This is a genomic window from Pseudomonas sp. NPDC089752 (assembly GCF_044748725.1).
GTDB lineage: Bacteria > Pseudomonadota > Gammaproteobacteria > Pseudomonadales > Pseudomonadaceae > Aquipseudomonas.
The window spans coordinates 50027-74414 of the sequence record NZ_JBIVGP010000010.1 but is presented as its reverse complement, the minus strand read 5'-3'; the positions used below and the strand labels follow the sequence as shown (position 1 = coordinate 74414).

Annotated in this window: 27 protein-coding genes and 1 pseudogene; 14 read left to right on the top strand and 14 right to left on the bottom strand. The window is 60.4% G+C overall.

The window, feature by feature from the left end; genetic code table 11:
* From ACIPZF_RS17975 to ACIPZF_RS17935, 9 genes and pseudogenes are all read left to right on the top strand, one after another.
* Complete coding sequence (locus tag ACIPZF_RS17975; protein WP_400801733.1) at nucleotides 1-144, top strand: hypothetical protein; 144 nt, start codon at nucleotides 1-3, stop codon at nucleotides 142-144.
* A 401-nt stretch (nucleotides 145-545) separates the two neighbouring features.
* On the top strand, nucleotides 546-1868 hold the full coding sequence (locus ACIPZF_RS17970) for an NAD(P)/FAD-dependent oxidoreductase (protein WP_400801948.1): 1323 nt from the start codon (nucleotides 546-548) through the stop codon (nucleotides 1866-1868).
* A 70-nt stretch (nucleotides 1869-1938) separates the two neighbouring features.
* Nucleotides 1939-2136: a twin-arginine translocase TatA/TatE family subunit gene (locus tag ACIPZF_RS17965; protein ID WP_400801731.1), complete on the top strand. Its 198-nt coding sequence runs from the start codon at nucleotides 1939-1941 to the stop codon at nucleotides 2134-2136.
* A 3-nt stretch (nucleotides 2137-2139) separates the two neighbouring features.
* Nucleotides 2140-2388, top strand: a pseudogene (gene tatB / locus ACIPZF_RS17960) (Sec-independent protein translocase protein TatB); the annotation flags it as partial.
* 8 nt (nucleotides 2389-2396) lie between these two features.
* Entirely contained in the window at nucleotides 2397-3170 is a 774-nt protein-coding gene (gene tatC / locus ACIPZF_RS17955; protein ID WP_400801729.1) for a twin-arginine translocase subunit TatC, read from the top strand.
* A gap of 185 nt (nucleotides 3171-3355) precedes the next feature.
* Complete coding sequence (locus tag ACIPZF_RS17950; protein ID WP_400801727.1) at nucleotides 3356-4339, top strand: DUF1852 domain-containing protein; 984 nt, start codon at nucleotides 3356-3358, stop codon at nucleotides 4337-4339.
* A gap of 27 nt (nucleotides 4340-4366) precedes the next feature.
* On the top strand, nucleotides 4367-5401 hold the full coding sequence (locus ACIPZF_RS17945; RefSeq protein WP_400801726.1) for a methionine synthase: 1035 nt from the start codon (nucleotides 4367-4369) through the stop codon (nucleotides 5399-5401).
* Between the two features lie 173 nt (nucleotides 5402-5574).
* The gene (locus ACIPZF_RS17940; RefSeq protein WP_400801725.1) at nucleotides 5575-6075 is read left to right on the top strand and encodes a flavin reductase family protein; all 501 of its coding nucleotides are present in this window, start codon (nucleotides 5575-5577) and stop codon (nucleotides 6073-6075) included.
* Between the two features lie 41 nt (nucleotides 6076-6116).
* Nucleotides 6117-6488 carry a hypothetical protein gene (locus tag ACIPZF_RS17935; RefSeq protein ID WP_400801724.1) on the top strand — a complete coding sequence of 124 codons (372 nt, stop codon included), beginning with the start codon at nucleotides 6117-6119 and terminating at the stop codon, nucleotides 6486-6488.
* A gap of 1258 nt (nucleotides 6489-7746) precedes the next feature.
* Here the strand turns inward: ACIPZF_RS17935 and ACIPZF_RS17930 are convergent.
* Complete coding sequence (locus tag ACIPZF_RS17930; protein ID WP_400801723.1) at nucleotides 7747-8451, bottom strand: murein L,D-transpeptidase catalytic domain family protein; 705 nt, start codon at nucleotides 8449-8451, stop codon at nucleotides 7747-7749.
* A gap of 83 nt (nucleotides 8452-8534) precedes the next feature.
* Here ACIPZF_RS17930 and ACIPZF_RS17925 point away from each other — a divergent pair, with 83 nt between their 5' ends.
* A complete protein-coding gene (locus ACIPZF_RS17925; RefSeq protein WP_400801721.1) occupies nucleotides 8535-10286 on the top strand; it encodes a murein L,D-transpeptidase in 1752 nt (583 codons plus the stop codon).
* Nucleotides 10287-10943: 657 nt separating this feature from the next.
* Entirely contained in the window at nucleotides 10944-11117 is a 174-nt protein-coding gene (locus ACIPZF_RS17920) for a hypothetical protein (protein WP_400801720.1), read from the top strand.
* 5 nt (nucleotides 11118-11122) lie between these two features.
* On the opposite strand, the gene ACIPZF_RS17915 is transcribed toward ACIPZF_RS17920, so the two are convergent.
* The 5 genes from ACIPZF_RS17915 to ACIPZF_RS17895 form a co-directional block, all read right to left on the bottom strand.
* Nucleotides 11123-11512 (bottom strand): NUDIX domain-containing protein, encoded by a 390-nt coding sequence (locus tag ACIPZF_RS17915; RefSeq protein ID WP_400801718.1) that lies wholly within the window; start codon nucleotides 11510-11512, stop codon nucleotides 11123-11125.
* An 86-nt stretch (nucleotides 11513-11598) separates the two neighbouring features.
* Nucleotides 11599-13179, bottom strand: a complete 1581-nt coding sequence (locus tag ACIPZF_RS17910) for an MFS transporter (protein ID WP_400801716.1) — start codon at nucleotides 13177-13179, stop codon at nucleotides 11599-11601.
* On the bottom strand, nucleotides 13176-14249 hold the full coding sequence (locus ACIPZF_RS17905; RefSeq protein WP_400801714.1) for an HlyD family secretion protein: 1074 nt from the start codon (nucleotides 14247-14249) through the stop codon (nucleotides 13176-13178). The genes ACIPZF_RS17910 and ACIPZF_RS17905 overlap by 4 nt, the downstream gene beginning before the upstream one ends.
* A gap of 57 nt (nucleotides 14250-14306) precedes the next feature.
* Nucleotides 14307-14720, bottom strand: a complete 414-nt coding sequence (locus ACIPZF_RS17900) for a cupin domain-containing protein (protein WP_400801712.1) — start codon at nucleotides 14718-14720, stop codon at nucleotides 14307-14309.
* Between the two features lie 38 nt (nucleotides 14721-14758).
* Nucleotides 14759-15502, bottom strand: coding sequence for an SDR family oxidoreductase (locus ACIPZF_RS17895; protein ID WP_400801710.1), 744 nt, complete (start codon nucleotides 15500-15502; stop codon nucleotides 14759-14761).
* A gap of 227 nt (nucleotides 15503-15729) precedes the next feature.
* On the opposite strand from ACIPZF_RS17895, the gene ACIPZF_RS17890 reads away from it, so the two are divergent.
* A complete protein-coding gene (locus ACIPZF_RS17890) occupies nucleotides 15730-17295 on the top strand; it encodes a winged helix-turn-helix domain-containing tetratricopeptide repeat protein (RefSeq protein WP_400801709.1) in 1566 nt (521 codons plus the stop codon).
* Here ACIPZF_RS17890 and ACIPZF_RS17885 read toward each other — a convergent pair.
* The 7 genes from ACIPZF_RS17885 to ACIPZF_RS17855 all read right to left on the bottom strand — a co-directional run bounded on the left by ACIPZF_RS17885 (nucleotide 17232) and on the right by ACIPZF_RS17855 (nucleotide 22694).
* The gene (locus ACIPZF_RS17885; RefSeq protein WP_400801707.1) at nucleotides 17232-17834 is read right to left on the bottom strand and encodes a hypothetical protein; all 603 of its coding nucleotides are present in this window, start codon (nucleotides 17832-17834) and stop codon (nucleotides 17232-17234) included. The two genes, ACIPZF_RS17890 and ACIPZF_RS17885, sit on opposite strands and share 64 nt — an antisense overlap.
* Nucleotides 17834-18538: a hypothetical protein gene (locus tag ACIPZF_RS17880; protein WP_400801705.1), complete on the bottom strand. Its 705-nt coding sequence runs from the start codon at nucleotides 18536-18538 to the stop codon at nucleotides 17834-17836. Before ACIPZF_RS17880 ends, ACIPZF_RS17885 begins: the two co-directional genes overlap by 1 nt.
* Nucleotides 18538-19299, bottom strand: coding sequence for a phosphate ABC transporter ATP-binding protein PstB (pstB, locus tag ACIPZF_RS17875; protein WP_400801947.1), 762 nt, complete (start codon nucleotides 19297-19299; stop codon nucleotides 18538-18540). Before pstB ends, ACIPZF_RS17880 begins: the two co-directional genes overlap by 1 nt.
* A 75-nt stretch (nucleotides 19300-19374) precedes the next feature.
* The gene (pstA, locus tag ACIPZF_RS17870) at nucleotides 19375-20268 is read right to left on the bottom strand and encodes a phosphate ABC transporter permease PstA (RefSeq protein WP_400801703.1); all 894 of its coding nucleotides are present in this window, start codon (nucleotides 20266-20268) and stop codon (nucleotides 19375-19377) included.
* Nucleotides 20265-21233, bottom strand: coding sequence for a phosphate ABC transporter permease subunit PstC (gene pstC, locus ACIPZF_RS17865; protein ID WP_400801701.1), 969 nt, complete (start codon nucleotides 21231-21233; stop codon nucleotides 20265-20267). Before pstC ends, pstA begins: the two co-directional genes overlap by 4 nt.
* Before the next feature lie 72 nt (nucleotides 21234-21305).
* Complete coding sequence (gene pstS, locus ACIPZF_RS17860; protein WP_400801700.1) at nucleotides 21306-22337, bottom strand: phosphate ABC transporter substrate-binding protein PstS; 1032 nt, start codon at nucleotides 22335-22337, stop codon at nucleotides 21306-21308.
* Between the two features lie 123 nt (nucleotides 22338-22460).
* Entirely contained in the window at nucleotides 22461-22694 is a 234-nt protein-coding gene (locus ACIPZF_RS17855) for a hypothetical protein (protein ID WP_400801699.1), read from the bottom strand.
* A gap of 135 nt (nucleotides 22695-22829) precedes the next feature.
* Between ACIPZF_RS17855 and ACIPZF_RS17850 the strand changes: the two genes are divergently transcribed.
* Both ACIPZF_RS17850 and ACIPZF_RS17845 read left to right on the top strand, forming a co-directional pair.
* Nucleotides 22830-23210: an NUDIX domain-containing protein gene (locus tag ACIPZF_RS17850; RefSeq protein WP_400801697.1), complete on the top strand. Its 381-nt coding sequence runs from the start codon at nucleotides 22830-22832 to the stop codon at nucleotides 23208-23210.
* 30 nt (nucleotides 23211-23240) lie between these two features.
* Nucleotides 23241-23789 (top strand): type 1 glutamine amidotransferase domain-containing protein, encoded by a 549-nt coding sequence (locus ACIPZF_RS17845; protein WP_400801695.1) that lies wholly within the window; start codon nucleotides 23241-23243, stop codon nucleotides 23787-23789.
* Here the strand turns inward: ACIPZF_RS17845 and ACIPZF_RS17840 are convergent.
* Nucleotides 23777-24301, bottom strand: coding sequence for a hypothetical protein (locus tag ACIPZF_RS17840; protein ID WP_400801694.1), 525 nt, complete (start codon nucleotides 24299-24301; stop codon nucleotides 23777-23779). The genes ACIPZF_RS17845 and ACIPZF_RS17840 overlap by 13 nt on opposite strands.
* Nucleotides 24302-24388 lie beyond the last annotated feature (87 nt).

Below are 24388 nucleotides of genomic sequence, written 5' to 3'. Positions count from 1 at the left end.
ATGATCGATCCGAACCATCCAGACCCTTATGTCGATGAGGTGCCACATAACCCTGGCGAACCGATTCCCAAGCCTGAGCCGGAACAGGAGGCACCCGACTGGCCCGACGGCCAGGTGCCGCCCGAAGAACAATCTGACGGTTGACAGATGACAGCCCTGAAAATGACAGACCTTGCCCGCCTTGCTGCGGGCTTTTTTTCGCCCGGCATAAGGGCGAGTCCGTGTTGGCAGCGAAATGAGGGCTATCGGGTTGCACCATCTTGGCGAGGCAGATTGACGCACCCAACAGTCAATCATACAATCTGTATACACATTGTATTTTCATCATCAAATGCAATGCGACGCATGGGCTTGTCCCAAGCGGCCGTGCCGGGCGAACACTGAACCGCACCCGGCCGTGTCACCCAACACTCTGAATGAGATGGATGTAAATGGCAGTTACCCGCAGGAAAGTACTTATCGGGGCCGGCGTTGGTGCCGGTGTTGTCGCAGCCGGTGGCGCCACTGCGCTGCTCAATGACGGAATCCCGGCCGACCCGGCCTCGCTGGTGCGCGTCGATGCGCTGCCACGTGACGACTCCTCCCCAGGCTGGTTCCACACCAGCCGCGTACGCCAGCCAAAAGCACCACTGGTCGGTGACGACCAGGCGCCATGGGTGGTGATCGGTGCCGGCTTCACCGGCCTTGCCGCCGCGCGCCAGCTGGCACTGAACTTCCCTCAGGACAAGGTGATCCTGGTTGAAGCACAGCAGGTCGGTTTCGGCACCTCTGGCCGTAACGCCGGCTTCCTGATCGACGTGCCCCACGACATCGGCGCGCCGGACTACATCGGCGACAAGGCCAACGCCAAGAACATCCTGCACCTGAACCAGCGCGGCCAAGGCATCCTTCGCGACCTGGTGGCCGAGCACAACATCGTCGACGCCCACCTGCGCCACTCCGGCAAGTACCAGGCCGCCATCGAGGACAAGGGCATTGCGGTGCTCAATGCCTACCGTGGTGGCCTGGAAGCCCTGGGCGAAAAGGTCGAGCTGATCGAAGGCAACGAGCTGAAGGACCACATCGGCACCTCGTTCTACCGCAAGGCGCTGTACACCCCAGGCACCATGCTGGTCCAGCCTTCGGCCCTGGTCAAAGGCCTGGCCGACAGCCTGCCGGAGAACGTCACGCTGTACGAAGACACGGTGATCACCGCCGTCGACTATGGTCAGAAGATCGTGCTGCATCACCCGACCGGTCGCATCACTGCCGACAAGCTGATCCTCGGCAACAACCACTTCGGTCAACATTTCGGCTTCCTGCAGAACCGTATGCTGCCGATCTTCACCTACGGCAGCCTGACCCGTCCGCTGACCCCGGCCGAGCAGGCCAGCATCGGTGGCCAGGAATTCTGGGGCGTGATCCCGGCCGACCCGTTCGGTTCGACCCTGCGTCGTACCCACGACAACCGCATCCTGGTGCGCAACAGCTTCAGCTTCAACCCCGACGGCCGCTCCAAGGATGGCTATACCAACAAGGTCCGTGCCGCCCACCGCCTGTCGTTCGAGCGTCGCTTCCCGACCCTCACCGACGTGCAGTTCGAGCACACCTGGGGCGGTGGCCTGGGCATGACCCGCAACGGCGCCGGCTTCTTCGGCGAGCTGCGTGAAAACGTGTATGGCGCATTGGCCTGCAATGGCCTTGGCACAGTGCGCGGCACCGCTACCGGCACCCTGCTGGCCAACATGCTGGCGGGCAAAAGCGAGCCGCTGACCGAGTTCCTGCTGGCCGCGCCAAAGCCTAACTGGAACCCACCTCAGCCGGCGCTTTCGATGGGCGTGAACTTCACCCTGCGCACCGGCCAGGCAAGAGCTGGCCTCGAAGCCTGACCTGGCAGGCTGGCGCCTCGCGCGCCAGCCTCCTTCCCCTTGCCTGAACGGCACAACAGCAGAGAACACCATGGGTATTTTTGACTGGAAACACTGGATCGTCCTCTTGGTCGTCGTGGTCCTGGTCTTCGGCACCAAGAAGCTGAAGAACCTCGGCGGCGACCTGGGCGAATCGATCAAGGGCTTTCGCAAAGCCATGCACGAGGAAGAGAACACACCCGCCCAAGCGACTGCTCAGCCGCTGCAAGACCCACAGCATAAAGGGTGACCCATGTTCGGCATCAGCTTTACCGAGCTACTGCTCGTCGGCCTGGTCGCCTTGCTGGTTCTCGGCCCCGAGCGCTTGCCCGGTGCTGCCCGTACGGCCGGGTTGTGGATCGGCCGGGCGAAACGCAGTTTCAACGCAATAAAGGCCGATATCGAGCACGAGATCGGCGCCGACGACATCCGTCGCCCCACGCCCACCGCGTACACCCCGCCGGCGCAGCCATCTACCGCGCCCGAACAGCCTCAACCGCCGCGAGCCCAATGAACCTGAACCTGCAAGACGACCAGCCCATGCCGCTGGTCTCGCACCTGACCGAACTGCGCACCCGCCTGCTGCGCTGCGTGGCCGCGATCTTCCTGATCTTCGCCGGGCTGTTCTCCTTCGCCCAGCAGATCTACACCCTGGTCTCGGCGCCGCTGCGCGACCACTTGCCGGCCAACGCGACGATGATCGCCACCGACGTGGCCTCGCCGTTCCTGACGCCGTTCAAGCTGACCATGATCGTTTCGCTGTTCCTGGCGATCCCGTTCATCCTCCAGCAGATCTGGGGCTTCATCGCACCGGGGCTGTACCGCCACGAAAAGCGCATCGCCATCCCGCTGCTGGTGTCGAGCATCCTGCTGTTCTACGCCGGCATGGCCTTCGCCTACTTCCTGGTGTTCCCGCTGATGTTCAAGTTCTTCGCCGCTGCCACCCCGGATGGCGTGGCGATGATGACCGACATCGCCAACTACCTCGACTTCGTCATGACCCTGTTCTTCGCCTTCGGCGTGGCCTTCGAGATCCCGGTGGCGGTGGTGCTGCTGGTGTGGATCGGCGTGGTCGATGTGCAGTACCTGAAGAAGATCCGCCCCTACGTGATCATCGGCTGCTTCGTGGTCGGCATGATCCTCACCCCGCCGGACATCTTCTCGCAGACCCTGCTCGCCGTGCCCATGTGGCTGTTGTTCGAGATCGGCGTGCTGTGTGGCAGTTTGGTGCGCAAGCGTAGTGGAGCTAGTGAGGTCAGCGAGCTAGAGCGCTCCACCCAATAACGGGTACAGAAAGCGATCATGAACAATATTGCATTTGTTCTTTAAAAAAATGAGCTTTCCTCATAACCGCCTTTTACTGACAATCCCCGCATTGAATTTTCCGCTGCATGGACAGGGTGCCACTGGAGGCCAACACGGCTTTGGGTAGTACACCCGGCCCGCAGAAATCAGGGTGTCAGATCAAAATGAATAATGAGTTCACGTTCGCCATCAAGCGCATCAGCTTCGATGAACACTACCAACCTTCGGCCAATACCCGCGCCACGACAAACTTCGCCAACCTCGCGCGGGGCACCCAACGCCAAGAGAATCTGCGCAACACCTTGCGGATGATCGACAACCGCTTCAATGCGCTGGCGGACTGGGACAACCCCAAGGGAGACCGCTATACGGTAGAGCTGGAAATCATTTCTGCCGAGGTGTGTGTAGACCCTGAACGTGAAGCCCCTGCCCTGCCCTTGATTGAAATCCTGAAAACGACGGTGGTCGATCAAAAAACCAACGCACGCATCGACGGCATGGTCGGCAACAACTTTTCATCCTATGTGCGTGACTATGACTTCAGCGTGCTGCTGCTCGGGCATAACAAAGGCCAGGCAACGTTCAGCACGCCCGCCGATTTTGGCGACCTGCATGGCAAGCTGTTCAAGTGCTTCGTCAATTCAAGCGCCTACAAAAATCATTTCAACAAGCCGCCAGTCATCTGCCTGAGCGTTTCCAGCAGCAAGACCTACCACCGAACCGAGAATCAGCACCCGGTGCTGGGCGTTGAGTATCGTCAGGATGAATACTCGCTGACGGATGACTACTTCAAGAAAATGGGGCTCAATGTTCGCTACTTCATGCCCGCCAACAGCGTCGCGCCTTTGGCTTTTTACTTTTCCGGCGACCTGCTTGCTGATTACACCAACCTCGAACTGATCAGCACCATCAGCACGATGGACACCTTCCAGAAAATTTATCGCCCTGAAATTTACAACGCCAATACGGCTGCCGGAAAAACCTATCAGCCGAGCCTGCAGCATCAGGATTATTCACTGACTCGAATCGTTTACGACCGAGAAGAGCGCAGCCGACTGGCTATCGAACAGGGAACGTTTGCCGAAGCCAACTTCATCAAACCCTACCAGACTGTGCTCGCGCAGTGGTCCGCTCACTACGCGCTTTGACGTACCCCAAGGACAAGGTCTTCTTTCATGAAAAAACTGCTACCTACCTCGACTGCCGGCAGCCTGCCCAAACCCGCCTGGCTTGCGCAGCCCGAGACCCTCTGGTCCCCTTGGAAACTTCAGGGCGATGAATTGACCGAGGGCAAACACGACGCATTGCGCCTGGCATTGCACGAGCAACAGCAGGCCGGGATTGATATCGTCAGTGACGGTGAACAAACCCGCCAACATTTCGTCACGACGTTTATCGAACACCTCAGTGGCGTCGATTTCGAGAAGCGTGAAACCGTCAGAATTCGCGATCGCTACGATGCCAGCGTGCCGACGGTCGTGGGCGCCGTCGCTCGGCAAAAGCCGGTGTTCGTCGAAGACGCCAAGTTCTTGCGCCAGCAAACCCAGCAACCGATCAAGTGGGCGCTGCCTGGCCCCATGACCATGATCGATACGCTGTATGACAGCCACTATAAAAGCCGCGAAAAACTGGCCTGGGAATTTGCCAAAATCCTCAACGAGGAGGCGAAAGAACTGGAAGCCGCTGGTGTCGATATCATCCAGTTCGATGAGCCTGCCTTCAACGTCTTCTTCGACGACGTGAACGACTGGGGCGTTGCCACCCTGGAGCGGGCCATTGAAGGGCTGAAATGTGAAACGGCGGTGCACATCTGCTACGGCTATGGCATCAAGGCCAACACCGATTGGAAAAAGACGCTCGGGTCAGAGTGGCGCCAATATGAAGAGGCGTTCCCCAAGCTGCAGAAGTCCAGTATCGACATCGTCTCGCTGGAATGCCACAACTCGCACGTGCCCATGGAACTGATCGAGCTCATCCGTGGCAAGAAAGTGATGGTAGGGGCCATCGACGTGGCGAACCACGCGATTGAAACACCTGAGGAAGTCGCCAACACGCTGCGCAAAGCCCTGCAGTTCGTCGATGCCGACAAGCTCTACCCCTGCACCAACTGCGGCATGGCGCCCCTGCCCCGACGCGTTGCAAACGGCAAGCTCAACGCATTGAGCGCAGGCGCAGAGATCGTCCGCAGAGAACTCGCATTTCGCCGGTAGGAGCGGATTTATCCGCGAAGCAGGCGCTGCGGTGCATGGCACGGGCTTCGCCCGTGTTCGCGGCTGAAGCCGCTCCCACAGGGATTGCATGCAAACCAGCGCTAAAGCAATGCCGGATGTGGCAAGCAAGCAGTCTTGCCACTTCAGGCCACAGCCAAACTTCAGGCCCCTCCATGTCAATTCCTAGTGTTGCCATCGAGCCCTCGCGCTTTCGCGAGGCGCTCGGGCACTACGCTTCTGGTATCACGGTGATCACATCACAGGTTGATGGCGAACCCATCGGTTTCACCTGCCAGTCGTTCTACAGCGTGTCGATGAGCCCGCCGCTGGTGTCGTTCAGCGTCATGGCCAATTCGGCCAGCTATCCAAAAATCCGCCGGGCAGGCCGCTTCGCGGTCAATATCCTCTCGGGTGAGCAGGCCGGGATTTCCAACCAGTTCGCTCGACGAGGCACGGACAAGTGGCACGGTATCGCTTGGCAGACGTCGCCACTGGGCAATCCGATCATTGGCGGCAGCCTGCACTGGCTTGATTGTGAAATCTACGCCGAACACGTTGCAGGTGATCACCTGATTGTGGTCGGGGAAGTGAAAGCATTAAACCTGCAAGATGCGGTTGCGACTCAGCCTTTGCTGTATTTCAAAGGTCAATATTGCTCACTTGGCGCGGCATGATGCGCGGCACTTTGTAGCGATTCCGAGGCACTGAGCTACATTTGGCATACAAGTGCTATGCAGGCACGGGCAGCATCCTCACCTATGGCGGCAACAACATCTGGCTGAAGGCTGCTGCCAGCGCAGATGTAAATGCCACAGTGGGGTCGGGCGTCAGTCTGACGGTCGACAACAACGACCCTCTGTCCGCCGGCGATCCGAACATCGACGACGAGAATGACCCTCAAGCGGGCACCGGCAACCATGCTGGCTTACATACCCGCGCCATCGTTACAGGGGAAGGTCACGGTCAGCTCCAGCGGGTGCCACTGGTGCCTACCTGCCACTCGGCCAGAGCGCCAACGCCACGCTATTGGGTGGCGCGGTACAAAGCCAGCTGCTGGGTGTGGGCACCTTCACCAACAGTGGCCTGATCGACCTGACCGGTGGCGGCAGTGGAGTGGGCAACGTGCTGCTCATCAGTAATGCTCAGGTGGCCGGCAACAGCGGGGGCGGTGTTTTTGTCTCGAATGGAGGTCGGCTGTTAATCAATTCCGAGCTCAACGCGATACCGAGTCGTACGAACAAGGCGTTCGCGCGCGTCTGTCACTCACGTTACTGGGCTGAAACAAACGTAGGAGCGAGCGTTGCTCGCGATGCGCCGCGCGGGCGGCGCTCGATCTCATAGGCGCTGAACATTTCAAGGCGAACACATCCGAACACCGCACTGACCCCAAGGCATGCACCGTCCGCAATGGGTCGGAAGCTGTCACTCGCCAGCGGCCGCTTTCGACCCTTTTCGGACGTTCGCCATGACATCGTCTGCGCCTATGAGATCGAGCGCCGCCCGCGCGGCGCATCGCGGATAAAATCCGCTCCTACGTTTGTTTTTGGCCAGTTATGTCAGTGAGATTTGCGCGCGGCCGCCTGGGTGCCTGACGCGATACCGAGTCGTACGAACAAGGCGTTCGCGCGCGTCTGTCACTGACGTTACTGGCCTGAAACAAACGTAGGAGCGAGCGTTGCTCGCGATGCGCCGCGCGGGCGGCGCTCGATCTCACAGGCGCTGAACATTTCAAGGCGAACACATCCGGACACCGCACTGACCCCAAGGCATGCACCGTCCGCAATGGCTCGGAAGCTGTCACTCGCCAGCGGCCGCTATCGACCCTTTGCGGACGTTCGCCATGACATCGTCTGCGCCTATGAGATCGAGCGCCGCCCGCGCGGCGCATCGCGGATAACATCCGCTCCTACGTTTGTTTCTGGCCAATTATGTCAGTGAGATTTGTGCGCGGCCGCCTTGGTGCCTGACGCGATACCGAGTCGTACGAACAAGGCGTTCGCGCGCGTCTGTCACTGACGTTACTGGCCAGAAACAAACGTAGGAGCGAGCGTTGCTCGCGATGCGCCGCGCGGGCGGCGCTCGATCTCATAGGCGCTGAAAATTTCAAGGCGAACACATCCGAACACCGCACTGACCTCAAGGCATGCACCGCCCGCAATGAGTCGAAGTCGTCACTCGCCAGCGGCCGCTTTCGACTCAAAGCCGCCGGTCGTATCAGGCTGCAACAGTACTTACAGCGAGGCGAATGAACACGTTCTTGATAAAATCAGGGGCAAGCCCTGCTCGTCGATGTTGACGAGGCAGGCTGAGGCAGGGATTTCAGTTTTGACAGGCGAGTGCTTGGGCTACTGACGCTCCGTAGCCTTCTCAGACGACGCCACCGTGCCGCTCCCACAATTGATGTAGGAAGAAGACTTCAGCCAGCGTTGATCGGGATAGTAGGAAAACAGCAACTGCCCATCTTTCATGGCGTCGATCAGCCGGTGCGCAATTGCCGGTCTGACTGCCGGACAGCCGAGGCTTCTGCCGATGCGCCCGTTGGCCCGGGCCAGCACCGGGCTGACGTACGGTGCACCATGGATGACGATTGCTCGATCAAAAGCGTTATCGTTAAAGCCCGGTTCCAGGCCTTGCATGCGCAAGGAGTAGCCATTCTGGCCACGATAGCTTTCCTGGGTACGGAAAAGCCCAAGGCTGGTGGCAAAGCTTTCGTTCTGGTTGGAGAACTGGGTAGCCATGTTCTCGCCGCTGTTACGGCCATGGGCAACGAGCTCGTGGAACAGCAATGTGCGCTTTTTCAGATCGAATACCCACAACCGTTGTTCGGTCGAGGGCAGGGAGTAATCGATCACTGCCAGTCTCTGCGCCAAAGCAGCGCCTTGGGCGCGGGCACATTGGGTGGCACGAACCGCCAGGGCGATGACCTTGGCATTGGCTTTTGGAGCGGCTTTGGCTAACGCAATTTCAAGCGAGTCGGCGTAGGCTGTGGGTAGGAAGGCCGACGTCAACAGCAGCGCTGTGAGTGGAAAGCCAAAGCGATGAAGCGCCATATGTGAGTCTCATCAAGAATATGCCTAGTCTAGCAGCGGTTGGGACGCCAGCTTTTTGATTTGCGAGAGATTAAGGATTATCCATGGTGCAATTAACAAGGTTATTCGTCATAAGCCGCGCGTTATTTATGGTCTTTCTGATCAGTGGCATTGCGCTGGGTAAAACGTCGCAGATCGTGTCGGCATCTACGCAAATCAGTCCGGCGACTGCAGCGCCTGACGACATTGTTGGACAAGGGATCCAAGCCGCGCTTGAACCCCTGGCGTCGTCATTTCCTCCCTTGATTACCTCTCGCAAGCATCAGCGCGCGGACATCAATCGCGTTGTTCTCGATTTCTATTCCCATCGCAACTATCGCGCCGCCTGGACAGACGGGCGCGATGTCAGCCAGTTGCTCAAGAGCCTGAATGACACTCACACCGACGGCCTGAACCCTGCGGACTTCCGGGTCGGCGAGTTGGCCGAGGCTCAATCGTTATTGCAGGCCTCGGCGCCGACGCCAGCGCAAGCGGCGGCTTTTGATATCGCGCTGACCCGCACCTACATCACCGCACTCCTGCAATTGCGGCGTGGCAAGGTCAACCCATCGCAGCTTGATTTTCATTGGAACTTCGACCCGGTCGGTGTTGATCCCCGTGAAGATGTGAGCAGTTTATTTGCTGCCCTGGATGCCCACGATGTGGCCCGTGCGTTCGCCCAGGCGCCGCCGCAAGAGGCAGTTTATAGCAACATGCGTTTGGCATTGGCGCAGTTGCGTCAGGTTCGCGATGCCGGCGGTTGGCCGAAAATCGCCGAAGGGCTGTCACTCAAACCGGGGATGGGCGGCGCTGTGGTCGCACAGTTACGTGCCCGTCTGGTGGCCGGTGGTTACCTGGATCCGCATAAGGGCAAGCGCAGCGATTACGACGACAAAGTCATTGCTGCGGTGAAGAAGTATCAGGCCGACCAGTATCTTGGTGTGGATGGCGTGGCTGGCGCGGCCACCCTGGCGGCACTGAATGTGCCTGTCGAGGCACGGATTGATCAGGTTCGGGTGAACTTGGAACGGGCGCGCTGGCTGCTCTACAAACTCCATGGCACCTTCGTCGTTGTCGATATCGCCGGCTACAAGGTGGCGTTTTACCGCGACGGCAAGCCCATCTGGCGTTCCCGGGTGCAGGTCGGCAAGCCTGTGCGAAGCACGCCGGTATTTCAATCCGAGATCACTTACATCACCTTCAATCCCACCTGGACTGTGCCGCCGACGATTCTGGAAAAGGATATGCTGCCCAAGATTCAGCAGAATCCAGATTACCTGGCGGCCAGCCGGATCAGGGTCCTTGATCGGGCTGGCAATGAACTCGATCCGGCGAACGTCGACTGGTACAACGCGCGCGGCCTCACACTGCGCCAGGACGCCGGCCCTACCAACTCGTTAGGGCAGGTGGTCATTCGTTTCCCCAACGACTATGCGATTTACCTGCACGACACGCCGCATCGCGAGTTGTTCCCCAAGTCGGTGCGCACCACTAGCTCCGGATGTATTCGGGTGGAGAATCCCCTGCAGTTGGTCGAGCTGTTGTTCAACGACCCGGTGCGCTGGAATAGCGAGGGGATTCAAAAGCAGTTGGCCAATGGCAGGACCGAGAACATCAAGCTTCCGGTCAAGGTACCGGTGTTGCTGGCCTATTGGACGGTCGACTTGAGCACCGAGGGGCGGGTGACGTTCAAGCCCGACGTTTATGGCTACGACACGCCGCTATTGCGGCAGTTGAACTTGCCTTCAAAACTGCCCGCCTTCGCGTTGCCGCAGGCAGAAACGACTAGGGTGGTCACAGGGCATAGCCAGATTTAGGCAGCGCGTGAGCAACCAGTAATTGCGGCGCTCACCGATTGGAGCATGTGCACTTGCGCTGCGCTCGAATACGCTTGAGAGAAAGGTCTCTCTCTTCAAGATCGCAGCTGTACGGACATCCACGGGCAGGCGATTGGGCGTCTGCATCATCTCTGTGAATCCAATCCTGTGGGCTTGTCCCGCGAAGAGGCCAGCCCAAAAACTGGAGGTGTCTGGCACGGGCTATGCCTGAGTTCGCGGGGCGAGCCCGCTCCCACAGATTGCGCGTAGCGCTCACGATACCGGGGGTTTGATACCCGACGCTAAGGTGGTTATCACCACTATCGGGTAAAACCACTGGTCCCCGCCCGCCTTGATTACGAGACAGCAAATCCGGTGCCAAAAACTATCCGCCCGCCAATCACGCGAGCTGAATCAGAAACTCGCTAATACGACTTTAGTCTCATGCGCGAATTGTTTTTGCATACATCAGCGAGGCCGCAAGGCGAACGGGTGACCCATAAACACTGGCCCGGGAGGAAGGCGACTTTAAGTCATGCACCAATCAGGTGCAAAAAATCCTTGAAACCAGCATTCTAGAGCGGTTCTTTCATTTTTAATCAGGTGAAAACTGGGTTACGCTGCGCGCGCCAAAATAACACCAAGGAGATGGCGTGGATGAAGATCGAGATACAGAAATCCGAAAGCGAATCGGGCTGCAAAGTGATTATTGACGGGCATGCAGTATCGTTCGCAAGCACTGATGACGCAGAGGCTTACATCGCCCGTCTGCAGGAGCGACTTCAAGCTGCGCCAGGTGCCTTTGCATCACCCGAGGGGACTTCGGCCTAGGCCGTTCAGGCACAGCGCTTGAGCAAGGTCTTGATAGGCCGCCGAACGCGGCGCTTGGGCACATCCCTGGCTTTGATCCAGCGGCATGCCTCGATCTCATTGCGAGGCCGGGGCTTATCATCGGCTTTACGCGCTTCGAACAGGTAGTGAATGACCTTTTCCTCACGGTACACCGTGACATAGCGCAGCTCATCGAACGCCAGGCCCGTTTCCTCGGCCATTTCCCGCATGGCCGCCTGCAGCGGCGTCTCGTCACGCTCTACCCTGCCCCCCGGCAGGTTCCACTTGGCGTTGCGCTTGCGCACGAACAGCACCTCGCCGTCCTTCCGGTAAATCACCGTAGCGCGAAGTTTGATGCCTTTTCGTCTGGCTGTAGCAATGTCCGTTGCCTTCATGAATTGTCCTGGATGGTTGGCTGGACTTGGGGCTGTGCGGCCCTGCGTCTTTAGCCTAAGCCTGATTTATGTCGGTTAAATGACCATCAGTGCCCAGGACTGTTCAGATTTTTACCCAAGCGCGCCAGCAGCAGCTTGATGCCCACGAGCAACGGCGCCGCCACGGCAAACAACAACGCCACGGCGTTGAACGCCGCATCAAAGGCAATGATCGCCCCTTGACCCGTCACGGCCCGTCCCAGCAGGTTTATCGCCACCCGTCCAGCCATCAGTGGGTCCATGCCCTCTAGCCGTAGCATCGTCGTTGTCACTTCCAGGCGTTCGACCACAGCAGTGGTCCCGGCGCTGACATGCGCGCCTAGCGCTTGGGCATTCAGCACGCCGTGCTGATCGAGCAACGTCTGCAACCCTGCCACACCGAGCAGGCCACCTAACTGCCGCCCGGTATTGAACAGCCCGATACCGCTGGCCAGGTTGTCTGGGCCCAACTTGCCGAAAGCGATAAGGGTCAGCGACAGGAACAATAATCCAAGGCCAGCGCCACGCAACGCTACTGCGGCCATCATGTCGTCGATTCCGCTCTCGCCGGTCGAGCCAGAGAGCATCCACATTGCGATCATGAGGGTCAGGATGCCGAATGGCACCGTGGCAAACGGCGCGACACCGCGCGCCTGAATCAGGTAGGCCACCCCCAGCAGCACGGCGATGAACACCACGCCACTGGGCAGCAGCAGCAGGCCGACCTCGGTCGGCGTGAAGGCCAGTGCAGACAAAGCAAACGCCGGGATCACGAACGCGCTGCCAAACAACGCAGCGCCGGCCACGAAGCTGACGATGAAAGCGAATGTGAAGTCGGCCGAGCGGAACAGGCTGAAGTCCAGCACCCCTTGCCCTTTGCCCCATAGTTGCTGAGCAAGGAATAGCAGTAGCGCAGCGAGACCTGCCAGGCCGACCCAGCGCAGGTGCGGTGCCTCGAACCAATCCCAGCGGCTGCCCTGGTTCAGGAGGTATGTCAGGCACAGCAGCGCGGTGGCGGCCAACAGCCAGCCCAGCCAGTCTGAACGACGTCGACCAGCAAGAGCGTGCGCAGGCAGTTCGACGAGCAGCAACAGCCCGATCGCCGCCAAAGCCAACGGCAGCACACTGAGGAATATCCAGGTCCAGTCCTGGCTGTCGATCATCCAACCCTGCATGACTGGCGTGAGGGCCGCTGGCGCGACCACCGCGCCAATCGCGAACACGCCTTGCAGGGCCGGTTGCTGCTTCTGCGGGCAGGCCAGGAAAATCAGCGCTTGACCTGCCACCAGCAACCCACCGCCCGCCAAGCCCTGGCAGGCGCGCAAGGCCACCAGCACATCGACGTTTGTCACCTGTGCCGCACCGACGCAGGCAATACCCATCATCAGGGTGGCGCCAATGATCACTGCTCGAGCTGAAAGCCACCCCAGCAGCCACGGCGCGAACAGAAACCCCATCAATTTGCAGGCGATGTAGCCGATGTCCAGCCAGGCGAATTCGTCGGGGGTGGCATGGGTATCACCCAGAATGTCGTTGCGCCCCAGCGCCAGCACACTGCTGGCGATGGCTTCGGTGAGGGCGGCCAGTACGACACCGGCCACCAGCAGCCAGCGCGTGGCCCAACCGCCACCCACCAGCCCGTTGCTCACGAGCCACCTCCGAACTCGACCTGCACCCGCGCCGACAGCCCCGGCACGATCCGCCCGGGCAATGGGTTGTGGGCCAGTCGGATTTTCACCGGCACCCGCTGCACCACCCGCACGAAATTGCCCGTGGCGTTGTCCGGCGGCAACAGGCTGAACGCCGCGCCGCTGCCGGGCGCGAAGCTGTCGACGACCCCTTCGAGGGTATCCGATGGGTAGCCGTCCAGAGTGATTCTGGCACGCTGCCCAGGCTGGATGTGCTCCAGTTGGGTTTCCTTGAAGTTGGCCACGATCCACACACCCTCGACCGGCACCAGGTCGAGCAAGGCGCCACCGGGGGTGACGAATCGGCCGACGCGCACCTGGCGATTGCCGATCACCCCGGCAACCGGCGCCCGCACCACGGTGTGTTCCAGGTCGATCAACGCCAGATCGCGCGCGGCCTGGGCCTGGGCGATGGCCGCCACGGCAGCCTCACGCTGGGCCTGAAGCACGGCGATACGTTGGCGCTGGGCATCCAGCGTCGCCGCTGCCGCCATCAGGCCGGCTTCGGCAGTGCTGCGCGCCGCATCAGTCTGGTCGACCAAGGCCTGGCTGACAGCGCTGTACTGGATCAGCTTGCGGCTGCGCTCATGGCTCTTGCTGGCCAATTGCCGTTCAGCCAGGGCGGACTGGCGCTGGCCCTCGGCCTGGCGAATCTGCGCCTGCTGAAGACGCGTCTGGGCATCGACATCGGTCACCCGCGCCTGGGCAGCCTTGAGGTTGGCCTCGGCCTGGGCCAGGTGGGCTCGGTAGTCACGGTCATCGATGCGGAACAACACATCGCCGGCCCTGACCTGCTGATTGTCTTCGATCTCCACGGAGGTCACGTAACCCGAAACCTTGGCGGCCAACGAAGTAACATCGCCGCGCACATATGCGTTGTCGGTAAAGGCGGCGTCTGCGCGGTAAAACGCAAACCATCCCCCAGCCAGCACCAGCACGGCCGCCACGCACAGCGCGATGCCCAGCTTCTTCCTCCTGCCTCGCCCTGCTATCACCGCTTCGTTGGCCTGTTCAGGTTGCTGTGTGTTCATGATGTGTTGTCCTGTTATCAGCCCTGTTGGCATGTCACTGCCGACAGGGCTGACGGGCTACTTCTCGCTTGGCGTGACCAGTTCCGTCTCGTTGCTGTCGAGCACGAAGACGGCCATCAGCTTGGCGGGCTTGCTGTCGCTGGCGTTGGCGCTGACGCCGTGGAACGCGCCCGGCGCCTCATACCAGTTCTCACCCGGCTTGTAGACCTTGGCCGGTTCGCCGTTGACGCTGCTGCGCACTTCGCCTTCGAGCACGGTGGCGTAGATAAAGGCGGATTTAGGGTGCCGGTGCGCGGGCGATGCGGCGCCCGGGGCGTAGTCGACGATAACCCCACGCATGCTCTTGCCTGGAACGTTCGGCAGGGGGCGGTCGAAAACGACGGTCACTTTGCTGGCCGGGGGCTCGGCGGCCACGACCTGGGTAATGGCCAGCGCGCTGAACGCAGCGGCCACAAGGGTGCGACTGAACATGGCGATGCTCCTTCGATTAGGGATAGGGTTTTGCTGACTCATTGACGCGCCAGCCAGTCTTCGAAACGGGTCTTGCCCAACCGCGCGCCCTTGCCGGGCGTGAGGGCCTGGTCATCGAGTTTGGCGCCGAAATACAAGGCGTGCACATCGGCCACCACCTTGCGCGGATCGCCGCTCAGACGCAGGAAGCGCCGCACCAGTTCATCCAGCGGCGTGGCCTCAGGCCCGGCCACCTCCAGCGTGCCGTTGGCCGGTGGCGCCAGTGCCACGTCGGTAAGCGCAACGACCACATCGTCCGATGCCATGGGCTGGAACAGCGCCGGCGACAGGCGGATCTCCTCACCCACCGCGCCCGCCTGGGCAATGCCTGCGACGAACTCGAAGAACTGCGTGGCGCGCAGCAGGGTGTATGGCACCCCGGATTCTTTGATCAGCGCCTCCTGGGCGACCTTGGCCCGGAAATAGCCATTTTCTGGCAAACGCTCGCTGCCTACGATCGACAACGCAACATGGTGCTTCACCCCCGCCGCCTTCTCGGCGGCCAGCAGGTTGCGGGTGGACGTCTGGAAGAAGTCGAGCACGGCCTGATCCTCCCAGGACGGCGCATTGGCCACGTCCACCACCACATCCGCGCCATTCATCGCGTCAGCCAGGCCCTCGCGAGTGATGCTGTTCACCCCCGTGCTCGGTGAAGCGGCTAGGGCTTGATGGCCGCGCTCGCGCAGGCCGCTGACCAGCTTGGAACCAATGAGGCCGGTGCCTCCGATGACCACGATTTTCATGGGGTTCTCCCGCGTGCACGACCGCAACCATTGCCGTCGTCTGATTCGAGCATGCGCCTTACCCTGCGCTGCGTCCTTGCCAAGCGGCTGGATTTATCTCCACGCGAGATTCAATTTGCGTCCAAACTGTTCAAGCCATGTGCAGTCGACAAACGCCTGCCGTATCATCGAAAAATCAAGAACAGTCGCCTCGGACACGAAGCCTAAGGCGTGCGAGGGGACACCCGGTGTCATTCGAGTTTGACGACTATGTGCTCGATGAGCAGCGCAGAGAGCTGACCCTGCGCGGACAGCCTGTTGCCATGGGCCCGCAGGTGTTCGACCTGCTCTTGCAACTGCTCAACAACCGCGATCGGGTGATGAGCCGTGACGAGCTGCTGGTGCGCGTGTGGAACGGCAAGATCGTTTCCGAATCGACCATCACCAGCCACGTCAACGCCGTGCGCAAAGCCATTGGCGACTCGGGCGAGGAGCAGCGGCTGCTGCGCACCGTGGCACGCAAGGGCTATCGTTTCGTGGGCCAGGTTCGCGAGTGCAGCAACCGTGAAGCAACCGTTGCCGCCCAGCCCTTCACCACCCGCTCCGGCCCTGACCTTCCCGACAAACCCTCGATCACCGTGCTGCCGTTCCAGAACCTCAGCGGTGATCCTGAGCAGGACTATTTCGCCGATGGCATGGTCGAGGACATCATCGCCGCCCTGTCGCGCATTCGCTGGCTGTTCGTCATCGCTCGCAATTCAAGCTTTACCTTCAAGGGCCAGCGCATCGACGTGCAGCAGGTCGGCCAAGCTTTGGGCGTGCGCTATGTACTCGAAGGCAGCGTGCGCAAGGCAGGCGAGCGGCTGCGCATTACCGGGCAACTGATCGACGCGACCACAGGGGAGCACCTGTGGGCCGAGCGTTTCGAAGGCAGGCTCGACGACCTGTTCGAGCTACAGGACCAGGTGGCTGAGAGCGTGGTGGGCGCCATCGCCCCGCAGCTGGAACGCGCCGAGATCGAACGGGCCAAGCGCAAACCCACCGACAGCCTGTGCGCCTACGACTATTACCTGCGCGGCACGGCGAAGCTGCATAACGGCACCCGTGAAGCCATCGATCAGGCGCTGCCGCTGTTTTACCAGGCCATCGAGCGCGACCCGGAGTTCGCTTCCGCATATGGCATGGCGGCCTGGTGCTACTTCTGGCGCAAGCTCAATGGCTGGATGCTCGATCGCACCGAAGAAATTGCCGAGGGTGCCCGGTTGGCACGGCTCGCCGTTGAGCTGGGGCGTGACGATGCCGTGGCATTGACCCGTGGCGGGCATGCGCTCGGGCACCTGGCGGGTGATCTGGATGGCGGCATCGCCCTGCTCGACCGGGCCCGTCTGTTGAACCCCAATCTGGCCCCCGCCTGGTACCTGGGCGGCATCCTACGGGCGCTGCGCGGTGAGACGCAGACGGCCATCGACAATCTGGCTCACGCGGCACGCCTGAGCCCGCTGGATCCGGAAATGTTCCGCATGCAAGTGGGAATGGCGCTGGCGCATTTTTTCGCCGGGCGGCTGGATGAGGCGGTGGAATGGGCGGACAAGGCGCTGGGCAACCTGCCCAGCCTGCTGGCGGCAGTCGCCCTGCTGGCGGCCAGCCACGCCCTGAGCGGACGCATGGATAGCGCGCGCCAGGCGATGGCGCGCTTGCGGACACTGGACCCGGAGCTGCGCGTGTCGACGCTGAGGCAGTGGTTGCCGATCTATCGCGATACAGATCTGGCCAGGCTGGCCGAGGGGCTGAAATTGGCGGGGTTGCCGGCGTGATGGCCGAACGAGAACTGCCTCATCACCTGCTGCTGGACGTGAGTCGCAGCCTCCTTGACGCTCTGCGCCCAGTTGTCATCCTTCGGGCAGACGACGACGACACGGAAGCCATGATCCTGACCTTCAAGTCGAACACCTTCGGAATCATCGACATGCAAATCGATATCGAAGGCCGACGGCAACTTCGAGGGTGAGTTCACCAACCCACGCTTGTTCAAGGCCTGCTGATGGCGATCGCTGTTGACGACCCCATCGACGTGGATGCCATAAAGCAACAGCCAGCGCCGGATGTAGGACGGCGTGCGCCCGGACGAGGTATAGATCCAGATGCTGCAGCCCTGACGGCGCAGGTCGCGGAACAGCTCGCGGGTACCGCTGCGCAGGGGCTCGCCCAGCCAGCGATGGATGAACTCAGGCAGTTTGCTTTCCTCGACGTCACTGTGGTCAGGCAGGCAGGCCAGCGTGTCATCGATATCGAACGAAATGCGTACCCGCGGGCGCTTGATCATACGCCCCACGGCTTGCAATACCTGGTCCATCAGAACGACTCCTGAAAACGGGGCATGGATGTGCCACCGAGGAAGAACACGTCGGGATCAGGCGCCTTGGCCTCCAGGAACGCCGCGTACTTTTTCTTGATCTTGGGCAATTCGTACAATGCTTTGACACCATGCTTGGCGGAGTTGCGTATGACCGAGGACGGGTTGAAGTAACCCTCGGCGTTGTCCAGCGTGAGCACAAACGGCGGAAGTCCCGCGCGCATCAACAGGTAACTGACGATCAGCGAGCCGCTGCGGTTATTGCCCTCGATGAACAATTGCGGCTTGCTGAGGATTCGCACGTAGACACCGGCCGCGCGTTTCCAGATCGAATCACTGCGGTATGAGCAGTACCAGTTGTACAGGTCCTTGATGCCGCCTTCGACGTTGTTGAAGAAGTGCGCTTCGGTGGCTTCAAGGTGTTGAGCAAACTCCCGACGGCGTGCAGGATCGCGGCCGCACAGTACGGTGGCGTTGATCTCCAGCATGAGGTTCAACTGCTGCAGATCGAACAGATCGACGCCCCGGGCGACATAATCGTCAATCAGGGCGTAGCCCTCAAGCACATTCAGCAGCACTTCGTCGGTGAACGGATCACGCGGCTCGGTGAAGTGCCGGCTGAGTTCGCCGAAGCGGCCCTGCACTTCGCGCAGGGCACGCTCGATGGCGTTCAGATCAAGACGGCGGGTCGGGAGTGAAGCCATCAGCTGAATTTACCGCTGATGTAGTCGCTGGTCAGCTGTTCGCGCGGGTTCTGGAAGATCTGTGCGGTCTCGCCCATCTCGACCAGGTAGCCGGTGCGCGTGCCCTGGGAAATGTCGACAGAGAAGAACGCCGTGGTGTCGGCCACACGAATCGCCTGCTGCATGTTGTGAGTGACCAGCGCGATGGTGTAGTCCTTCTTCAGCTCGACCATCAGCTCTTCTACCCGGCGGGTAGCGATCGGGTCGAGTGCCGAGCATGGTTCATCCAGCAACAGCACTTCGGGCTCGGTCGCGATGGCACGGGCAATGCACAGACGCTGCTGCTGGCCACCGGACAGGGACAGGCCGCTGACCTTGAGCTTGTCCTTGACCTCGTCCCACAGCGCCGCGCCTTGCAACGCATGCTTGACGCGGTCGCCCAGGTCGCCCTTGTAGCGATTGAGGCGCAGGCCGAAGGCGACGTTGTCGAAAATGCTCATCGAGAACGGGTTCGGCTGCTGGAACACCATGCCGATGTAGCGGCGTACGACAACCGGGTCCACGCCTTTGCCATAGACATCCTGGCCGAGGAAATGCACATGGCCCTCGAAGCGGAAGCCTTTGACCAGGTCGTTCATGCGGTTCAGGCTGCGCAGCACGGTACTCTTGCCGCAGCCGGACGGGCCGATGAAACCGGTGATCTTGTTCTTTTCGATCGGCACATGGCTGTCGCGCACAGCCATGAAATTGCCGTAGAAAATCTTGTCCAGCTTGCAGTCCATGACTACGGGCGAGGGATTGACCACGGGAGCAGCCCTTTGTGCAGTTGATACGTTCAAGTTCGGATGCTCCCTTTCTCAATACTTGGGTTTGCCGAAGATTCGGCTCAAAATGTTGACCACCAGTACGATCATCACCAGTACCAGCGAGGCCGCCCAGGCCAGCTCGAGCTGGTTGTCGAAGGGCATGCCGGAGAAGTTGTAGATCAGCACGGCAAGCGATGCCGTCGGGTTCATGACCGCCAGGCTGCCGTCATGGTAGATCCAATAGTTGCTGAACAGCGCAGTGAACAGCAGCGGCGCGGTTTCGCCGGCGGCGCGGGCCACGGCCAGCATCACACCGGTCAGAATCGCCGGCATGCCGGTCGGCAAGACGATCTTCCAGACCACCTGCGCACGGGTGCAACCCATGCCGTAGGCTGCGTCTTTCATGATTTTGGGCACCATCTTCATCGATTCTTCGGCCGTCAGCACGACGATCGGCAGCATCAGGACCGCCAGTGCCACGCCACCTGCCGGTGCCGAGTAAGTGCCTGTGGTCATGACCACCAGCGCGTAAGCAAACACACCCGCCAGAATCGATGGCAGGCCGGTGAGCATCTTGGCGGCGAAGCGCGATGCATTCGCCAGCTTGCTGTCCGGGCCCAGTTCAGCCAGGAACACCGCTGCCAGAATACCGACCGGGACCGCGATAGCCGCGGCGATACCAACCATGACGAAGGTGCCCGCCATCGCGTTGCCAAAGCCACCGCCCATCTCGAAACCGGTGGGTGGCAATTCGGTGAAGACTTCCAGGCTCAGGCGCGCACCACCGCGGGTGATCAGCATGTACAGCACGGAAATCAGTGGCACGCTGGCCACCAGTGCCGCGCCCCACACCAACGTGGTCAATACCAGGCTGCGCAGGGCACGGCCTTCGAACCGGCGCTGCAGGCTGGGCAATGCAGTTGCGGGCGTAGTGAGGTCTGTCATTGTCTGTTACCCCGCTGGGCGTAGAGCATGATCATCGAACCGAGCACGTTCACCAACAGGGTGATGAACATCAACACCAGGGCGGCGTACATCAGCACTTCCACCTCGTTCGGCCCGGCTTCCGGGAAGTTCAGTGCCAGCAAGGCGGCAAGCGTGTTGGCCGGCGCGAACAGGGAAATGGAAATGTTGTTGGCGTTGCCGACCAACATGGCCAGGGCCATGGTTTCACCCAGGGCACGGCCCAGGCCGAGCACCAGAGAACCGAAGATCCCGGTGGCAGCAGATGGCACCATCACCTTGAGGATGGCCTCCCAGTGGGTGGTGCCCATGCCGTAGGCGGCCTGCTTGGTTTTCATCGGCACGCTGGCCAGGGCATCCTGCGACACGGCAGCGATGGTCGGCAGGATCATGATGGCGAGGACCAGCGCCGCAGGCAGCAGCCCTGGTCCGCTCAAAGAGGTAGAGAAAAACGGGATCCAGCCCAACTCGCTGTTCAACCAGGTGGTGAACGGACGAATCGCCGGAATGACCACGTAGATCCCCCACAGGCCATAAACGACGCTGGGGATGGCGGCGAGCAATTCGACGATGGTGCGAAAGACCGCTGCAAGCTTGGCCGGCAGGAAGTCCTGGGTAAGGAAAATGGCCATGCTGACGCCGAACATCCCGGCAATCAACAGTGCGATGAAGGCGCTGTAAAGCGTGCCCCAGATCGCTGGCAGGATACCGTACTTGCCTTGGTTGACATCCCACACGCTGCCGAACAGCACGTCAAAACCGTGCTTTTCCATGCCTGGCAGCGCCTTGCGGCCGACTTCATAGATCAGCGCGAAAACGACCGCGAGCACCAGCACGACGCCGATGCGTGCGAGCGCGCGGAAGGTGCGATCTACCATGAAGTCTTTCGCAGACGGTGGCCGGCAAGCAGAGTCGGGATTGTCCGGTATGGCAAAAGGTGTGTTCATTGACTTGTTCCGGGGCTAAGTACAAACGCCCCTGGCATGGTGTACACCCACGCCAGGAGCGGCCGATGCACCTTACTGAATGTTGGCAGACGCTTTACGCACCTGGTCGACGACCGACTGCGGCAGCGGGATGTAGCCCATCGAGTCAGCGATCTTCTGGCCTTCGGTCAGGCTGTACTCGACCATCTTGCGCATGGCTTCGGCCTTGGCCGGGTTGCCGTTGTCCTTGCGGAAGATCATCCAGGTGTAGGAGGTGATCGGGTAGGACTTGGCACCGTCGGGATCAGGCAGCCAGGCCACCAGGTTTTCCGGCATCTTCACCGCGGCAAGGGCCTCGGCACCGCTTTCAGCATTTGGCACGACGTACTGGCCGGCCTTGTTCTGCAGCTGGGCGAAGTCGACCTTGGCCAGCTTGGCGAAGCCGTATTCGATGTAGCCGATGGCGCCTGGGGTCTGGCGCACGGTGGCGGTCACGCCATCGTTCTTCGGCGACTTGATGAACTTGTCGGTGGCTGGCCAGTTGACCGTGTTGCCTTCACCCAGCGCTTCCTTGAATGCAGGGTTGATGGCCGACAGGTGCTTGGTGAACACAGCGGTGGTACCGCTGGAGTCTGCACGCACGACCACGGTGATCGGGGTGGCCGGCAGTTTCAGTTCAGGGTTGGCGGCAGCGATCTTCGGATCGTTCCACTGGGTGATCTTGCCGAGGAAGATGTCGGAATAGACATCGCGTGGCAGTTTCAGCCCTTTTGGGTTGCCCGGCAGGTTGTAAGCCAGGACGATTTCACCGGCGGTCATCGGCAGCAACTGTACGCCCTCGCCCACTTTGGCGATTTCTTCGGGCTTCATGGCCGAGTCACTGGCTGCGAAGTCGACGGTCTTGTTCAGGAAGTCCTGAACACCCGCGCCACTCCCCTTGGACTGGTAGTCAACGGTGACGCCAGCGGTCTGCTTGCTGAAGTCCTTGAACCAGGTGAGGTAGATCGGGGCTGGGAAGCTTGCGCCAGAACCCGTCAGGCGGATGCTCTCTGCAGCGAAGGCTGCGGAAGTGGTGCAAAGAGAAACAGCAGCCGCGAGTGCAGCAGTCTTGATCAGGCGAATCATCGAAAACGCTCCGTGTGATGGCCTTCTCACTGTGCAGCAGCAATGTTACGAATTTGTGAAATTAGAGTGGCAAAACGCCTGGGCCGGAATTTTTTCACATGGAATTAGGAAATTTTCCCAGGTTCAACCATGCCCAACCCGCTGAGAACCATCCGCTCCTGCCTGGCTGTTACGGCTGGCACATTGGTAATCAGCTTCGGCCCGGGTCGGTAAATTCAGGCTCAAGCGGATCTTGTCATGGGTGTCATAGAGGTCGTACCCCGTGCCGACCTCACAAGCCACTCCGACACGCCGCGGGAGGCGTTCTCGTTCCTGGGGAAATGCGGGGATTACAACGTAGCGTGCCTGCATGGTCATCCCTCTTTTCAATCGTGCTTAAGTATTAGTCTCACTAGACCAAAGCATCAAGGCGAATCATGGTCTTTTGTGCAGGCACTGCGATTGAACTTCCAAGGCGGTGAAAGGCCCTCCCTAAATAGCGGAGGAGAAACCATGAACCCAATTCTGGAACGTCACAGCACCGTCATCTGCCTGCGCGACGCGAAGATCTTGCTGGTGCGCAAGGAAGCACCCGAATGGTCGTTACCAGGCGGCAAGATAGACCCCGGTGAAAGCCACGAAGAAGCCGCCCGCCGTGAGCTGCGCGAGGAAACTACGCTGCCGCTCACCGACGCGCGGTTCATTGCGCACCGTGTCTTCGAGACGGAAGAACACTATCTGTATGAAATGCGGGTGGACGACACGATGCAGCCGCGCGCCTCGGATGAGATCGTGGAGTGCCGGTGGTTCAGTGCCGACGAGCTGCGTGACATCCATGTAAAGCCCACGAACATTGCCCTGCTGGTGTTGGCCGGTCAGCTCAATGAACGATAAACCCGCCCCAGGCGACGAGGAGATACCAGAATGAATGCACAACTCAATGGCAAACGCGTGGCCTTTCTGGTCACCGATGGCTTCGAACAGGTGGAGCTCACCGGGCCGCGTGAAGCGCTGGAAAACAGCGGCGCTGTGGTGGATATTCTGAGTGACAAGGAAGGCAGCGTGCGGGGATGGAACCATGACAAGCCAGCCGATGACTTTGCCGTGGATGCGACTTTCGACAGCGCCCAACTTGACCTTTACGATGCCCTGGTACTGCCTGGTGGCGTGCAAAACTCCGACACGATCCGACTCATCCCCGCTGCTCAGAAGCTGGTGAAAAGCCATGCTTCGGCCAACAAACCGCTGGCGGTTATCTGCCACGGCGCATGGCTTCTGGTGTCGTGCGGCCTTGCAAACGGCAAGAGGATGACGAGCTACAAGACGTTGCAGGATGACATTCGCAACGCTGGCGGCACGTGGGTCGATGAAGAAGTGGTCGTAGATGGCAACCTGATCACCAGCCGGCAGCCAGACGACATACCTGCTTTCAATGCGCAGTTGATCAGAGCGCTGGGAGGTCAAGCCAGCTGAATGTAAACCGAGTAACTGCCCAATAGCACCCAGAACACCAGGAAAATCCACGGCGTTCGCAGTGAAAAGAGCAGCGACTTCCGGTGCCCGGCCTGTGACGTCTCCGCCTCGCAAAACAGGGGCGATTCGTCGTAGGCCAAGCCCATCAATGGCTCGCTGCGCAGCAGATGACTCTGCTTGAGCTGCCAGTGCTCGATGATCCGGTAGGCCGCTCGAATGCCCGGCCAGGCGTTGAGTGTACTCAAGATGCCCAGGAGCGCCAGGAACGCGGGCACGACGAGGGTAAACATCTCGCCCCACCCTTCATTCAGGTTGCTCATGGACGAAACGAATGCGATGACCAAAAACGATTGTGCGGCCAGGTAGGCGTCGGTGCGGTTGGCCAGGATTGTGGTCTCGTACTGGATTTCATTGCGATAGAAATCCAGGCGCTCCTTGGGTGATCCGAACATTCGGGCGTTGTGCGCGTCGATTTCGTGCTCGGGCGTTTGCGGTGTGATGATGCGAGGCACTGCGCTTCTCCACAGATGATCCAGCGCTAGGCGAGGAAATGGTCGAGTGTCTTCGGTAGAGACATACAGAGAACGAAAATTCAGTAC

Coding starts and splice junctions, on each gene's coding strand:
- ACIPZF_RS17975 (WP_400801733.1), top strand. CDS start 1: ATGATCGATCCGAACCATCCAGACCCTTATGTCGATGAGGTGCCACAT.
- ACIPZF_RS17965 (WP_400801731.1), top strand. CDS start 1,939: ATGGGTATTTTTGACTGGAAACACTGGATCGTCCTCTTGGTCGTCGTG.
- tatC (WP_400801729.1), top strand. CDS start 2,397: ATGAACCTGAACCTGCAAGACGACCAGCCCATGCCGCTGGTCTCGCAC.
- ACIPZF_RS17950 (WP_400801727.1), top strand. CDS start 3,356: ATGAATAATGAGTTCACGTTCGCCATCAAGCGCATCAGCTTCGATGAA.
- ACIPZF_RS17945 (WP_400801726.1), top strand. CDS start 4,367: ATGAAAAAACTGCTACCTACCTCGACTGCCGGCAGCCTGCCCAAACCC.
- ACIPZF_RS17940 (WP_400801725.1), top strand. CDS start 5,575: ATGTCAATTCCTAGTGTTGCCATCGAGCCCTCGCGCTTTCGCGAGGCG.
- ACIPZF_RS17930 (WP_400801723.1), bottom strand. CDS start 8,451: ATGGCGCTTCATCGCTTTGGCTTTCCACTCACAGCGCTGCTGTTGACG.
- ACIPZF_RS17925 (WP_400801721.1), top strand. CDS start 8,535: ATGGTGCAATTAACAAGGTTATTCGTCATAAGCCGCGCGTTATTTATG.
- ACIPZF_RS17920 (WP_400801720.1), top strand. CDS start 10,944: ATGAAGATCGAGATACAGAAATCCGAAAGCGAATCGGGCTGCAAAGTG.
- ACIPZF_RS17915 (WP_400801718.1), bottom strand. CDS start 11,512: ATGAAGGCAACGGACATTGCTACAGCCAGACGAAAAGGCATCAAACTT.
- ACIPZF_RS17905 (WP_400801714.1), bottom strand. CDS start 14,249: ATGAACACACAGCAACCTGAACAGGCCAACGAAGCGGTGATAGCAGGG.
- ACIPZF_RS17900 (WP_400801712.1), bottom strand. CDS start 14,720: ATGTTCAGTCGCACCCTTGTGGCCGCTGCGTTCAGCGCGCTGGCCATT.
- ACIPZF_RS17895 (WP_400801710.1), bottom strand. CDS start 15,502: ATGAAAATCGTGGTCATCGGAGGCACCGGCCTCATTGGTTCCAAGCTG.
- ACIPZF_RS17885 (WP_400801707.1), bottom strand. CDS start 17,834: ATGGACCAGGTATTGCAAGCCGTGGGGCGTATGATCAAGCGCCCGCGG.
- ACIPZF_RS17880 (WP_400801705.1), bottom strand. CDS start 18,538: ATGGCTTCACTCCCGACCCGCCGTCTTGATCTGAACGCCATCGAGCGT.
- pstB (WP_400801947.1), bottom strand. CDS start 19,299: ATGGACTGCAAGCTGGACAAGATTTTCTACGGCAATTTCATGGCTGTG.
- pstA (WP_400801703.1), bottom strand. CDS start 20,268: ATGACAGACCTCACTACGCCCGCAACTGCATTGCCCAGCCTGCAGCGC.
- pstC (WP_400801701.1), bottom strand. CDS start 21,233: ATGAACACACCTTTTGCCATACCGGACAATCCCGACTCTGCTTGCCGG.
- pstS (WP_400801700.1), bottom strand. CDS start 22,337: ATGATTCGCCTGATCAAGACTGCTGCACTCGCGGCTGCTGTTTCTCTT.
- ACIPZF_RS17855 (WP_400801699.1), bottom strand. CDS start 22,694: ATGACCATGCAGGCACGCTACGTTGTAATCCCCGCATTTCCCCAGGAA.
- ACIPZF_RS17850 (WP_400801697.1), top strand. CDS start 22,830: ATGAACCCAATTCTGGAACGTCACAGCACCGTCATCTGCCTGCGCGAC.
- ACIPZF_RS17845 (WP_400801695.1), top strand. CDS start 23,241: ATGAATGCACAACTCAATGGCAAACGCGTGGCCTTTCTGGTCACCGAT.